The organism is Curtobacterium sp. PhB142 (genome assembly GCF_004341255.1).
In the GTDB taxonomy this organism is placed as follows: domain Bacteria; phylum Actinomycetota; class Actinomycetes; order Actinomycetales; family Microbacteriaceae; genus Curtobacterium.
The window spans coordinates 24404-36966 of the sequence record NZ_SLUT01000008.1 but is presented as its reverse complement, the minus strand read 5'-3'; the positions used below and the strand labels follow the sequence as shown (position 1 = coordinate 36966).

12 protein-coding genes are annotated in these 12563 nt (G+C 69.4%); 5 read left to right on the top strand and 7 right to left on the bottom strand.

From position 1 onward, the window contains the following. Nucleotides 1-95: 95 nt before the first annotated feature. The 4 genes from EDF31_RS15625 to EDF31_RS15610 are packed head-to-tail and all read right to left on the bottom strand — an operon-like array spanning nucleotide 96 to nucleotide 4351. Nucleotides 96-1784, bottom strand: a complete 1689-nt coding sequence (locus tag EDF31_RS15625) for a ubiquinol-cytochrome c reductase cytochrome b subunit (protein ID WP_131846802.1) — start codon at nucleotides 1782-1784, stop codon at nucleotides 96-98. Continuing rightward, nucleotides 1784-2848 carry a Rieske 2Fe-2S domain-containing protein gene (locus EDF31_RS15620; RefSeq protein WP_111084029.1) on the bottom strand — a complete coding sequence of 355 codons (1065 nt, stop codon included), beginning with the start codon at nucleotides 2846-2848 and terminating at the stop codon, nucleotides 1784-1786. Before EDF31_RS15620 ends, EDF31_RS15625 begins: the two co-directional genes overlap by 1 nt. 33 nt (nucleotides 2849-2881) lie before the next feature. After that, nucleotides 2882-3691 (bottom strand): cytochrome c, encoded by an 810-nt coding sequence (locus tag EDF31_RS15615; protein ID WP_123294420.1) that lies wholly within the window; start codon nucleotides 3689-3691, stop codon nucleotides 2882-2884. Nucleotides 3692-3712: 21 nt separating this feature from the next. Then, nucleotides 3713-4351, bottom strand: a complete 639-nt coding sequence (locus tag EDF31_RS15610) for a heme-copper oxidase subunit III (RefSeq protein WP_111084027.1) — start codon at nucleotides 4349-4351, stop codon at nucleotides 3713-3715. A gap of 70 nt (nucleotides 4352-4421) precedes the next feature. Between EDF31_RS15610 and trpD the strand changes: the two genes are divergently transcribed. Further along, nucleotides 4422-5486: an anthranilate phosphoribosyltransferase gene (gene trpD / locus EDF31_RS15605; RefSeq protein WP_131846801.1), complete on the top strand. Its 1065-nt coding sequence runs from the start codon at nucleotides 4422-4424 to the stop codon at nucleotides 5484-5486. A gap of 96 nt (nucleotides 5487-5582) precedes the next feature. On the opposite strand, the gene glpK is transcribed toward trpD, so the two are convergent. Together glpK and EDF31_RS15595 are read right to left on the bottom strand one after the other, a co-directional pair. Further along, complete coding sequence (gene glpK, locus EDF31_RS15600) at nucleotides 5583-7094, bottom strand: glycerol kinase GlpK (protein ID WP_111084025.1); 1512 nt, start codon at nucleotides 7092-7094, stop codon at nucleotides 5583-5585. Nucleotides 7095-7168: 74 nt separating this feature from the next. Beyond that, nucleotides 7169-7894: an MIP/aquaporin family protein gene (locus EDF31_RS15595; protein ID WP_123294418.1), complete on the bottom strand. Its 726-nt coding sequence runs from the start codon at nucleotides 7892-7894 to the stop codon at nucleotides 7169-7171. A 318-nt stretch (nucleotides 7895-8212) separates the two neighbouring features. Here EDF31_RS15595 and dhaK point away from each other — a divergent pair, with 318 nt between their 5' ends. The 3 genes from dhaK to dhaM all read left to right on the top strand — a co-directional run bounded on the left by dhaK (nucleotide 8213) and on the right by dhaM (nucleotide 10649). Then, nucleotides 8213-9214, top strand: coding sequence for a dihydroxyacetone kinase subunit DhaK (dhaK, locus tag EDF31_RS15590; RefSeq protein WP_131846800.1), 1002 nt, complete (start codon nucleotides 8213-8215; stop codon nucleotides 9212-9214). 74 nt (nucleotides 9215-9288) lie between these two features. Further along, nucleotides 9289-9930 (top strand): dihydroxyacetone kinase subunit DhaL, encoded by a 642-nt coding sequence (gene dhaL, locus EDF31_RS15585; RefSeq protein WP_131846799.1) that lies wholly within the window; start codon nucleotides 9289-9291, stop codon nucleotides 9928-9930. After that, entirely contained in the window at nucleotides 9927-10649 is a 723-nt protein-coding gene (gene dhaM, locus EDF31_RS15580; RefSeq protein WP_131846798.1) for a dihydroxyacetone kinase phosphoryl donor subunit DhaM, read from the top strand. Before dhaL ends, dhaM begins: the two co-directional genes overlap by 4 nt. Nucleotides 10650-10673: 24 nt before the next feature. On the opposite strand, the gene EDF31_RS15575 is transcribed toward dhaM, so the two are convergent. Further along, complete coding sequence (locus EDF31_RS15575; RefSeq protein ID WP_131846797.1) at nucleotides 10674-11282, bottom strand: TetR/AcrR family transcriptional regulator C-terminal domain-containing protein; 609 nt, start codon at nucleotides 11280-11282, stop codon at nucleotides 10674-10676. A 55-nt stretch (nucleotides 11283-11337) separates the two neighbouring features. Between EDF31_RS15575 and EDF31_RS15570 the strand changes: the two genes are divergently transcribed. Beyond that, entirely contained in the window at nucleotides 11338-12558 is a 1221-nt protein-coding gene (locus EDF31_RS15570; protein ID WP_131846796.1) for a beta-ketoacyl-[acyl-carrier-protein] synthase family protein, read from the top strand. Nucleotides 12559-12563: the final 5 nt, after the last annotated feature.

The window sequence follows — 12563 nt, the reverse complement described above, 5'->3', positions numbered from 1 at the left end:
CGTGTCGGTGAACCAGCCGTGAACTGGGGGCGGCGTTTCGCCCATCGCACGAAGAAACCCCCGCCACGTGGTGGCGGGGGTTCCTGTCGTCGTGCTTAGTGCTTTTCCTCGACCTGCGGGGCCTGGTGGCTGCCCTCGAGGTCCGGGCCGTGGTGGGCGGCGTGCGCTGCCTCGAGCTCCGCCTTGGAGACCGGCTCGATGCGGTCTTCGAAGAAGAAGCGGGAGACGCTCGCACGGGCCTTCTGGATCACGGTGATCTGCCCCTTGGCGTTCGGGCGGATCATGAGCGGCTTGTACTCGTTGAACTGCAGCAGCTTCCAGCGCTCGTACTCGTCGAGCTGCTCGTGCACCTCGATGTACTCACCGTGGGGGAGTCGGACGATGCGACCGGACTCGTAGCCGTGCAGGACGATCTCGCGGTCCTTCTTCTGGAGTGCGAGGCACACGCGCTTGGTGATCCAGAAGGCGACGAACGGGCCGAGGACCGTCGTTGCCTGGATCACGTGGATCACGTGCTCGATCGACACCAGGAAGTGGGTCGCGATGATGTCCGACGACGCCGCAGCCCAGAGGCTGGCGTAGAGCGTGATGCCGGCGGCACCGATCGCCGTGCGGGTCGGGGCGTTGCGCGGCCGGTCGAGGATGTGGTGCTCGCGCTTGTCGCCGGTGATCCACGACTCGATGAACGGGTACAGCAGGATCGCGAGGATGAGCAGCACCAGGACCGCGATGGGCGCCAGGATGTTGAACGACACCGTGTAGCCGAACCACACGACCTCCCAGTGCGGCGGCACCAGACGCAGTGCGCCGTCGGCGAAGCCGATGTACCAGTCGGGCTGGGTACCGGCGGAGACCGGCGAGGGGTCGTACGGGCCGTAGTTCCAGATCGGGTTGATCGTGAACATCGACGCGATGAGGGCGATGATGCCCGCGACGATGAAGAAGAACCCGCCGGCCTTGGCGGCGAACGCCGGGAGGATCGGGACACCGACGACGTTGTCGTTGGTCTTGCCCGGGCCGGCGAACTGGGTGTGCTTGTTGATCACGACGAGCACGAGGTGGACACCGAGCACCGCGACGAGGATCGCCGGCAGCAGCAGGATGTGCAGCGTGTACAGGCGGCCGACGATGTCGGTGCCCGGGAACTCGCCACCGAAGAGCAGGTAGGCGATCCAGACGCCGATCACCGGAACGCCCTCGATCATGCCGACGATGATCCGCAGGCCGTTTCCGGAGAGCAGGTCGTCGGGGAGCGAGTAGCCGGTGAAGCCTTCACCCATGGCGAGGACCCAGAGCAGGAAGCCGAAGACCCAGTTGAGCTCACGCGGCTTGCGGAAGGCACCGGTGAAGAACACGCGGGCCATGTGCAGCATGATCGACGCCACGAACAGCAGGGCTGCCCAGTGGTGGACCTGGCGGACGAAGAGCCCACCGCGGATGTCGAACGAGATGTCCAGCGTGGACTGGAGCGCCGTCGACATCTCGACGCCCTTGAGCGGGACGTACGAGCCGTTGTAGACGACCTCGGCCATGGAGGCCTGGAAGAAGAACGTCAGGAACGTGCCGGAGAGCAGGACGACGACGAAGCTGTACAGCGCCACCTCGCCGAGCATGAAGCTCCAGTGGTCCGGGAAGATCTTCCGGCCGACTTCCTTGACGAGCCCCGAGATGCTGGTGCGCTCGTCGATGTAGTTGGCGACCCCGCCGATGATGCGGGATCCGCGCTCCGGAGCCGGCTTGTTGGCCGTGCTGCTCGGTGCCGTGGTGGTGGGGGTGCTGGTCATCAGCGTTCACGCTCCCAGAAGGACGGTCCGACCGGCTCGTGGAAGTCGCTCTGGGCAACCAGGTAGCCGTCGTCGTCGATCGCGATCGGAAGTTGGGGGAGGGGGCGTGCGGCCGGACCGAAGATGACCTCGCAGTTGTTCGAGACATCGAAGGTGGACTGGTGGCACGGGCACAGCAGGTGGTGCGTCTGCTGCTCGTAGAGCGCGACCGGGCATCCGACGTGGGTGCAGATCTTGGAGTACGCGACGATGCCGTCGTAGCCCCAGTTCTCGTGACCCTTGGACGGGTTGAGGTCCTTCGGGTCGAGACGCATGAGGAGGACGGAGGCCTTGGCCTTCTCCTCGAGCATGTGCTCGGAGTCGAGCATGCCGTCCGGGATGACGTGGAACACCGAACCGATGGTCACGTCCGAGGCCTTGATCGGCAGACCCGTCGGGTCCTTCGTCAGGCGCAGGCCCTGCTTCCAGAAGGTGTGGCGCAGGAGCTCGTTCGGGTCCTCGGCCGGAGCGAGGTCGCGGACCAGGACGATGCCCGGCAGCGGGAACGCGGCCAGCGCACCGATCATCGAGTTGCGGATCAGCTTGCGACGGCTGAAGCCGGACTCCTTGTCGGCCAGCTGGAAGGCCTCGACGGCCTTGGCGCGCGTCGCGTCCGTGCCGCGGGTTCCGTGGCGGAGCTCGGTGATCTCGCGGTCGACGACGAGCGACTTCGACCAGTAGACCGCACCGAGGCCCAGCGCGATGAGCGCGAGGGCGATCGAGAGGCCGAGGAAGAGGTTCGCGGTGCGGACCGTCCCGAAGTCGTTCGAGTCGATCGGGAACGCGACGTAGGCCGCGATCGAGAGGACGCTGCCGACGATCGAGAGGTAGAAGAAGGTCGCGACCTGACGCTCGGCCAGGCGCTGCTTCTTCGGGTCGACGTCGGTGCGGCGCGCGCGGTGCGGCGGCTCACCCGGGTTCTCGAACGGGTCGGTGGGCAGCACCGCGATCCCGGGGGAGGTGGTCGTGCCGTGCTTCTCGACAGCCGAGGACGAGTTCAGCGTCTCGTCGTCGTGCTCTGCCATGGTGTTCCCTTCAGTGTCGTTCGACACGGACGATCAGTTGGACTTCGCGGTCAGCCAGACGGTCATCGCGACGACCGCGCCGAGTCCGAAGATCCAGATGAACAGACCCTCGGCCACCGGGCCCAGGGAGCCGAGTGCGAACCCGCCGGGCGACTTGTTGTCCTGCACGTACTTGAGGTACGTGATGATGTCGGCCTTCTGCTCCGGCGTGAGGTTCAGGTCGTTGAAGACCGGCATGTTCTGCGGGCCGGTCTGCATCGCCTCGTAGATGTGCTTGCCGGAGACCGTCGACAGGTTCGGTGCGTACTTGCCCTCGGTCAGGGCACCGCCGGCGCCGGCCACGTTGTGGCACATGGCGCAGTTGATGCGGAAGAGCTCGGCACCCTCGGCCGCGTCGCCGTCCTCACCGTTGGTGAGCTCGGTGGACGGGACGGCCGGGCCGGGGCCCAGCGAGGCGACGTACTCGGCGAGGGCGTCGACCTGCTCGTCGGTGAACTGCGCGGGCTTCTCTTCGGCCTGCGGACCCTGGGCGGCCATCGGCATGCGGCCGGTGCCGACCTGGAAGTCGACCGAGGCGGCGCCGACACCGATGAGGGACGGACCCTCGCTCGTGCCCTGGGCGGAGAGGCCGTGGCAGGTCGCGCAGTTCGAGGCGAAGAGCTTCTGGCCCTCGTTCACCTTCGACTGGCTGGTCGCCGCGACGGTGCTCGTGCTGTCGTCGGCGTTGGCCGTGGAGCTGAAGAGCGCGTACGCACCGCCGGTGGTCATGAGGCCCACGACGATGAGCGAGACGGTCGCCATCGGTGAACGGCGGCCCTTCTTGGTCTTGGTTCTGTTGAACATGTGCTCGGGGGTGTCCAGTTCCTACTTGAGAAGGTAGATGACGGCGAAGAGGAAGATCCACACGACGTCGACGAAGTGCCAGTAGTACGACACGACGATGGCGGTGGTCGCTTCCTTGTGACCGAAGTTCTTCGCGGCGAAGCCGCGGCCGAGCGTCAGCAGGAAGGCGATGAGGCCACCCGTGACGTGGAGGCCGTGGAACCCGGTCGTCATGTAGAAGGCCGAGCCGTAGGCGCTGGAGGAGAGCGTGACGCCCTCGTGCCAGAGGTTGGCGTACTCGAAGATCTGGCCGCAGACGAAGATCGCGCCCATCGCGTAGGTGACGAAGAACCACTCCGTCATGCCCCAGTGGCGCGGGTTCCAGCTCGTGCGGTGCACCTGGAAGCGCTCTGCAGCGAACACGGCGAACTGGCACGCGAAGCTGGACAGCACCAGGATGATCGTGTTCACCGAGGCGAAGGGCACCTCGAGCTTGGAGGTTTCGGCCGCCCACAGCTCGGGGGACGTGCTGCGCAGCGTGAAGTAGATCGCGAACAGGCCGGCGAAGAACATGACCTCGCTGCCCAGCCACACGATCGTCCCCACGGCAACGGCGTTCGGCCTGTTCAGGGCCGGACCGCTGGCGGATCTGGAGAGAGGGGTGCTAGTCACGTCCTCCATTATGGCCGAAACCCCAGACAGTGTTTTCGCAGGAGACTGGCGGGTCTCTCGAATTCACTACGATCGAGCCATGCCTGACGCACTCTCTTGGCCTGCAGTGATCAGCGCGCTCATGGCGCGCGAGGACCTGACGATCAGGCAATCCACATGGGCCATGGAGGAGATCGTGCACGGGCGCGCCACCCAGGCACAGATCGCCGCGTTCGCCGTGACGCTCCGCGCGAAGGGCGAGACCGTCGACGAGGTGGTCGGGTTCCGCGACGCGATCCTCGACGCCGCCGTTCCGCTGGACGTCGACCCGATGGCGTTGGACATCGTCGGCACGGGTGGGGACGTCGTCGGCACCGTGAACGTGTCGACCATGGCGGCGATCGTCATCGCCGCCGCCGGGGTGCCCGTCGTGAAGCACGGCAACAAGGCGAGCTCGTCGAAGTCCGGTTCGAGCGACGTGCTCGCCGCACTCGGGCTCGATCTCACGATGGACGCCGCGCGTGTCGCGGACACCTTCCGGCGTGTCGGACTGACCTTCGCGTTCGCCAACGCGTTCCACCCGGGCTTCGCGCACGCCGGGCCGGTCCGCCGCGAGATCGGCGTGCCCACGGTGTTCAACTTCCTCGGGCCGCTCGTCAACCCCGCACGGTGCGAAGCGAACGCGGTCGGCGTTGCGCAGCTCGACCTCGTGCCGATCATCACGGGCGTGTTCCAGACCCGCGGCGCGACCGCCCTGGTGTTCCGCGGGGACGACGGCCTCGACGAGCTCACCACCACCGGCCACAGCCACATCTGGGAGGTCACCGGCGGGCGCATCATCGAGCACGACCTCGACCCGCGCGACCTCGGCATCGCACGTGCACGCACCGAGGACCTGCTCGGTGGCGACCCCGAGCACAACGCAGCCGTCGTGCACCGCGTGCTGTCGGGGGAGACGGGCCCGGTGCGCGACATCGTGCTGCTCAACGCCGCGGCGGGGCTGGTCTCCTTCCGTCTGGCGCAGGACCCGGCCGAGTCCGACCGACCGATCCTGCAGCGCTTCCGCGAGCAACTCGCGGTGGCCGCCGAGGCGATCGACTCCGGCGCTGGCACCCGCAAGCTGGCGGACTGGATCGCGGTCCCGACCGCGACCGACGCGCAGTAGACGCAACTGACGGGAGGCCCGGTGCCGGTTCCAGGAACCGGCACCGGGCCTCCCGTCGGTGCGTTCAGTGCACGCGGTCAGCGTGCGCGTGCGTCGCTACTGGACGTCCTCGTCGACCCAGTCGAAGGTCTTCGTGACGGCCTTCTTCCAGAGACGGAGCGTGCGCTCGCGCTCCGCAGCGTCGAGCTGCGGCTCCCAGCGCTTGTCCTCCTGCCAGTTGGCACGGAGCTCGTCGAGGTTGGCCCAGAAGCCCACCGCGAGACCGGCCGCGTAGGCCGCGCCGAGCGCCGTCGTCTCGGCGACGACCGGACGCACCACCGGCACGTTGAGGATGTCGGCCTGGAACTGCATGAGCTCGTTGTTGGCGGTCATGCCGCCGTCGACCTTGAGCTCGGTCAGGTCCACGCCCGAGTCGGCGTTCACCGCGTCGAGGACCTCGCGGGTCTGCAGCGCCGTCGCCTCGAGGGCCGCACGTGCGATGTGCCCCTTGTTGACGTAGCGGGTCAGGCCGACGATGGCGCCGCGGGCATCAGGACGCCAGTACGGCGCGAAGAGCCCGGAGAACGCCGGCACGAAGTACACGCCGCCGTTGTCCTCGACGGTCTTGGCCAGTGCCTCGACCTCCGGGGCACTGCCGATCAGACCGAGGTTGTCACGGAGCCACTGGATGAGCGAACCCGTAACGGCGATCGAGCCCTCGAGTGCGTAGTGCGTCTCCTGGTCGCCGAGCTTGTAGCCGACGGTGGTGAGCAGGCCGTTCTCGGAGCGGACGATCTCGGTACCGGTGTTGAAGATGAGGAAGTTGCCGGTGCCGTAGGTGTTCTTCGACTCGCCCTGGTCGAACGCCGCCTGGCCGAAGGTCGCGGCCTGCTGGTCGCCGAGGATGCCCGCGATCGGGACCTCGCGGAGCAGGTTGGACGACTCGACGTGGCCGTAGACCTCGGAGGAGCTGACGATCTCGGGGAGCATCGACTTCGGCACACCGAAGTCGGCGAGGATGTCGTCGCGCCACTGGAGCGTCTCGAGGTCCATGAACAGCGTGCGGGACGCGTTCGTGACGTCGGTCTTGTGGACGCCGCCGTCGACGCCACCGGTCAGGTTCCAGAGGACCCAGGTGTCGGTGGTGCCGAAGAGCAGGTCCCCGGCCTCGGCCTTCTCACGCGCACCCTCGACGTTCTCGAGGATCCACATGATCTTGGTGCCGGCGAAGTACGTCGCGAGCGGGAGGCCGACGATGGCCTTGTAGCGATCGGTGTCGCCGTCGGCGAGCTTGTCGACGATCGACTGCGTGCGGGTGTCCTGCCAGACGATCGCGTTGTAGATCGGCTTGCCGGTGGTCTTGTCCCAGACGACGGCGGTCTCGCGCTGGTTGGTGATGCCCACGGCGGCGACGTCGTGACGCGTGATGTCGGCACGCGACAGCGCCTGACCGATCACCTCGCGGGTGTTGTCCCAGATCTCGGCGGGGTCGTGCTCGACCCACCCGGCGCGCGGGAAGATCTGCTCGTGCTCCTTCTGCCCGGTCGAGATGATCGAGCCGGAGTGATCGAAGACGATCGCTCGGGTGGAGGTCGTGCCCTGGTCGATGGCGACGATGTAGTCGGCCATTGGTGCTCCTTACGGGTGTTCGGTGCGGTGAGCGGCCCGCGATCGCGCGCCGCTCACCCCGGGGTTGGGTTGGTTCAGCTGACGACGGGCAGCAGCGCGAGCGAGAGCACGGCGGCGAGTGCACCGCCGACGAGCGGTCCGACGACCGGCACCCAGGCGTACGACCAGTCGCTCGAGCCCTTGCCCTTGATGGGCAGGAAGGCGTGGGCGATGCGCGGGCCGAGGTCACGGGCCGGGTTGATGGCGTAGCCGGTCGGGCCACCGAGGCTGACACCGATCGCGATCACGAGGAAGGCGACGGGGACGGCGCCGAGTTCGGCAGGTGCCTTGCCGTTCGTCATCGCGAGGATGACGAAGACGAGCACGAAGGTGCCGATGATCTCGGTCACGACGTTCCAGCCGTACGACCGGATCGCGGGGCCGGTGGAGAACACGCCGAGCTTCGCAGCGGCGTCGGGCTCCTCGTCGAAGTGCTGCTTGTAGGCGAGCCAGACGATGACGGCACCGATGACCGCGCCGATCATCTGCGCGAGCCAGTAGATGAGCATCGTGCCGACACTGATGTTGCCGAGGATGGCCTGGGCGAGGCTGACGGCCGGGTTGAGCTGGCCGCCCGACTTGTAGGACACGAGGACGCCGGCGAAGACCGCGAAGCCCCAACCGATCGTGACCATGAGGAAGCCGGCCCCGAAGCCCTTCGACTTCGTGAGGGAGACGGCGGCGACGACACCGCCACCCAGGATGATGAGCATCGCTGTACCGACGAGCTCGGACAGGAACTTGACGCCGATGTCGTCCATCGGTGACCTCCAGTGCGTGAGGTGGGGGTCCGGTGGTGCTGCGCCGCACTCCCCGTTGAGTGATTGAGGCCGAGCCTAGTGACGAGGCGAACGACGCGGCGATGAATTCCTGAGGGAAGTCCGGGATCGTGCACGAACGTGCAACCGGCGTGCGCTGCGGGGGATCGCGAGCCGGTGACGCGTCCCCGTCGCACTGCACGAACGTGCAGACCGGACGAACGAGCGCCCGGGCGTCGGATGTAGATTGGGCGCACTCCGGTCGACGACGGCGGTGTGCAGTTCGCCTCGGCTCGGCCCCGTACCCGTGGAGGCACGCGCATGAAGAAGCTCATCAACGACCCGCAGGCCGTGGTCGACGAGACCGTCCGGGGATTCGCCCGGGCACACGCCGGACACGTCGTCCTGGTCGAGGACCCGATCCACCTGCACCGCGCCGACGCACCCGTCGCCGGCAAGGTCGGCATCGTCAGCGGCGGTGGCAGCGGGCACGAGCCGCTGCACGCGGGTTTCGTCGGATACGGCATGCTCGACGCCGCCGTCCCGGGCCCGGTGTTCACGAGTCCGACCCCCGATCCGATCGTCGCGGCCACCAAGGCCGTCGACGGCGGCGCGGGCGTCCTGCACATCGTGAAGAACTACACCGGCGACGTCCTGAACTTCGAGACCGCCGCCGAGCTCGCCGAGATGGACGACATCCGCGTCGAGGCCGTCGTGGTCGACGACGACGTCGCCGTGCAGGACTCGCTCTACACCGCCGGTCGCCGCGGCGTGGCCGGCACCGTGGTCGTCGAGAAGTGCGCCGGTGCCGCGGCCGAGCGCGGTGACGACCTCGACGCCGTCGCCGCGGTCGCCCGCCACGTCAACGACGTCACGCGGTCGATGGGCCTGGCCCTGGCATCCGGCACCGTGCCGCACGCGGGGGAGCCGTCCTTCACGCTCGCCGACGACGAGGTCGAACTCGGCATCGGCATCCACGGCGAGCCCGGGCGCGAGCGCATCCCGATGGCACCTGCCGACCAGCTCGTCGACCGTGTGCTCGAACCGATCCTGACCGACCTCGACGCCCCGGCCGGCTCGAAGCTGCTCCTGCTCGTCAACGGCATGGGCGGCACCCCGCTGTCCGAGCTGTACATCGCCTACCGCCGCGCCGCCGAGGTGCTGACGGACCGCGGGTACGACGTCACGCGTAGTTTGGTCGGCGACTACGTCACGTCCCTCGAGATGCAGGGGTTCTCGCTCACCGTCACGGTGCTCGACGAGGAACTCACGGCACTCTGGGACGCACCGGTGGAGACCCCGGCACTGCGCTGGGGCCGCTGAGCGGCCGAGTACGGCCGCTCGACCACCGACCACGACACCGAGCCCACCGGGCCGGGAACACGAAGGGAACCGCATTGGCGCTCGACACCGCATGGGCCATCGACTGGGTCCGTCGCACCGCTGCGACGATCGACGAACACCGGGCAGAGCTCGTCACGCTCGACCGCGAGATCGGTGACGGGGACCACGGCGAGAACCTCGACCGCGGTTTCCGCGCCGTGCTCGAGGCCGTCGACGGCGGGTCCTTCGACACGCCCGGCGCCGTGCTCAAGACGGTCGCGACGAAGCTCATCTCGACCGTCGGCGGCGCCGCCGGCCCGCTGTTCGGCACCGCGTACCTGAAGGCAGCCCAGGCTGCTGGCGACGCGACCGAGCTCGACGCCGACACGCTCGTCGCCGTGCTCGCCGCAGCCCGCGACGGCGTGGTCTCGCGCGGCAAGGCCGCCGTCGGCGACAAGACGATGGTGGACGCCTGGACCCCCGCGGTCGACGCCGCCACCGCTGCCGCCGCCGCCGGTGACGACCCGGCAGCGGTGCTCGCCGCCGCGGCCGACGCCGCCGCCTCGGGCGCCGAGGCCACCGAACCGCTCGTCGCCCACAAGGGGCGTGCGAGCTACCTCGGCGAACGCGCCGTCGGGCACCGCGATCCGGGTGCACAGTCGACGGCGTACATCCTGCGCGCCGCGGTGGACGCGACGACGGGCTCCGCCGCGTGACCGTCGGCATCCTGATCGTCTCGCACAGCGCCGCGATCGCCTCCGGCACCGTCGAACTCGCCCGACAGATGGCGGCCGACGTACCGCTCGTCGCGGCCGGCGGGACCGACGACGGCGGCATCGGCACGTCGTTCGAGGCGATCACCGCCGGCATCGAGGAGCTCGCCGACGCCGACGCCGTCGTGGTCCTGTGCGACCTCGGTTCGGCCTACCTGACCACCGACACGGCGCTCGACTTCCTCGACGACGACGTCCGCGCACGCGTGCACGTCTCGCAGGCGCCCCTCGTCGAGGGCGCGGTCGCCGCGGCCGTCGCGGCCCAGACGGGTGGTGACGCCGAGGCAGTGCTCGCTGCTGCGGCGTCCGCCGCAGGGTCCGCGGACGACGCGAGCAGCGCCTCCCGTCCGTCCGGTGACCAGCCGGGAGGCCCGGGGCCGGGTGACGGGGCTGCCAGCGTCGACGACGTGGCCGCGTCCGAGAGCGTCGAACTGGTGAACGAGACCGGCCTGCACGCCCGCCCCGCGGCGGAGTTCGTGAAGACGGCAGCCAAGTACGACGCAGCGGTGCGCGTGAACGGCGTGGACGCGAAGAGCCTGCTGGCGATCATGGCGTTGGCACTGCCGAAGGGCGCCACCGTGTCGATCGAGGCGAGCGGGACCGATGCGCAGGTCGCGGTCGACGCACTGGTGGAGCTGGTGCGGAGCGGCTTCGGCGAGTAGCCCTCGCCGGTCGTCGTCCCGCGCTCAGCGGATGGACACCGTGCCTGCGAGGTCGAGGTCCGACGGCCCGCCGGTGACGCCCGCGTCGGCCAGGAGCGTCGCGCCGAACACCGCGCTCCAGAACGTCCGGGCATCACGGCCGACACCGCTCGGACTCGTCCAGCCGTGCTCGGCGACGACGCGCTCGAGGTAGCGCTCCGACTGCCGGAACAGGACCGCGAGCAGGAGCCGCACGCGCTCCCGCTGGGCGTCGTCGTCACCGGCGGCGGCCAGCGCGCGCACGACGAGGAGTGTCGACGGCATGGCGAGCGCGGTGCGTGCGAGCACCTGACGGAACGCGTCGGCGGACCCGGCTCGCCGACCGGCGACCTGCAGGCGCGTGGTGTCGCGGAGGAAGAGCGCGAAGGCGGCGTCGAGGACGAGGCGGTCCTTCGAGCCGTAGTGGTGCGTGATCTGGTTCGGGTAGACCCCGGCCGCACGGGCGATCTCGCTGACGGTGACGGCGTGGCGTGGGGTGCTCACTCCGCCCGCGCGACCGGCTGCCCCTGCGCTGAGGAGTCCGGCGGTCGCGGCGAGGATCCTCGCCCGGGTCGCTGCGCCGCGGGTCGTCCCGGCGCCGTCGGTGGTTGCCATCCCTGAATTGTACGTGATACAACTCCACTTGTTCAACGTACAAGAAGGAGCACTCGTGGACATCTCCATCACCGGCTACGGCGCGGTCTCCCCGTTCGGCCACGGCGTCGCGCCGCTGTGGGACGCCCTGGTCGCCGGACGCTCCGGCGTGCACGAGCTGCACCGCGACGGGCAGCTCTGGGAACGGGTGCCGATCATGGTCGGTGCCGACGCAGCACTCGACGCCGATTCCGCACTCGGTCGCGTCCGTGCGAACCGACTCGACCGCAGCCAGCAGCTCGCGCTCGTCGCCGCCGGCGAGGCCTGGGCCGACGCCGGCGCGCCCGCGGTGGACGGCGACCGCCTGGCCGTCGTCGTCGGGACCGGCATCGGGGGAGTGGAGACGTTGCTCGATGCACACGACGTGCTCGGCGCCTCGGGCGCGCGTCGGGTGTCGCCCCGGACCGTCCCGATGCTCATGGCCAACGGGGCCGCAGCGCAGATCAGCATCGAGTACGGCGCCCGCGCCGGTGCGTACACGACCGTCTCGGCGTGCGCGTCCGGTGCCGAGGCGATCGCGACGGCCGCGCGGCTCATCGTCACGGGGGAGGCCGACGTCGTCATCGCGGGCGGCACCGAAGCGGCGGTCACCCCGGTCACCATGGCCTCGTTCGCGCAGTCCCAGGCCCTCGCGAAGCCCGACGGTGACGACCCCACCACGTTGTCGCGACCGTTCGACGCCGACCGCCGCGGGTTCGTGCTCGGCGAGGGTGCCGGGTTCGTCGTCCTGGAGCGGGCCTCGCACGCCGCCGCCCGCGCACAGCGGTCGCACGGGACGCTCGCCGGGTGGGGGATCACGTCGGACGCGTTCCACATCACCGCCCCGCGCGGGGACGGCAGCGAGCAGGAGCGCGCGATGACGGCGGCGATCCGGATGGCCGGGCTCACCGGTGCGGACATCGACCACGTCAACGCGCACGCGACCGGGACCCCGGTCGGGGACGTCGGTGAGGCAGCGGCGATCGGTCGTGCTGTCGGGACCGGTGCGCTCGTCACCGCGCCGAAGAGCGCCATCGGGCACATGTTCGGTGCGGCGGGAGCAGTCGAGGCGATCCTGACGGTCCGGGCACTCGAGACCGGGGTCGTGCCGCCGACGCTGAACCTGCAGCACCAGGACCCGGCGATCGCCCTCGACGTGGTGGCGGGGACGGCTCGGACCGCGGCCATGCGTGCGGCGCTGAACAACTCGTTCGGGTTCGGTGGGCAGAACGCCTCGTTGGTGTTCACCGCGGTCTGAGGGGC

Excerpts from the sequence above, each read along its gene's own strand:
- EDF31_RS15625 (WP_131846802.1), bottom strand. The coding sequence starts at position 1,784 with ATGACCAGCACCCCCACCACCACGGCACCGAGCAGCACGGCCAACAAG.
- EDF31_RS15620 (WP_111084029.1), bottom strand. The coding sequence starts at position 2,848 with ATGGCAGAGCACGACGACGAGACGCTGAACTCGTCCTCGGCTGTCGAG.
- EDF31_RS15615 (WP_123294420.1), bottom strand. The coding sequence starts at position 3,691 with ATGTTCAACAGAACCAAGACCAAGAAGGGCCGCCGTTCACCGATGGCG.
- EDF31_RS15610 (WP_111084027.1), bottom strand. The coding sequence starts at position 4,351 with ATGGAGGACGTGACTAGCACCCCTCTCTCCAGATCCGCCAGCGGTCCG.
- trpD (WP_131846801.1), top strand. The coding sequence starts at position 4,422 with ATGCCTGACGCACTCTCTTGGCCTGCAGTGATCAGCGCGCTCATGGCG.
- glpK (WP_111084025.1), bottom strand. The coding sequence starts at position 7,094 with ATGGCCGACTACATCGTCGCCATCGACCAGGGCACGACCTCCACCCGA.
- EDF31_RS15595 (WP_123294418.1), bottom strand. The coding sequence starts at position 7,894 with ATGGACGACATCGGCGTCAAGTTCCTGTCCGAGCTCGTCGGTACAGCG.
- dhaK (WP_131846800.1), top strand. The coding sequence starts at position 8,213 with ATGAAGAAGCTCATCAACGACCCGCAGGCCGTGGTCGACGAGACCGTC.
- EDF31_RS15575 (WP_131846797.1), bottom strand. The coding sequence starts at position 11,282 with ATGGCAACCACCGACGGCGCCGGGACGACCCGCGGCGCAGCGACCCGG.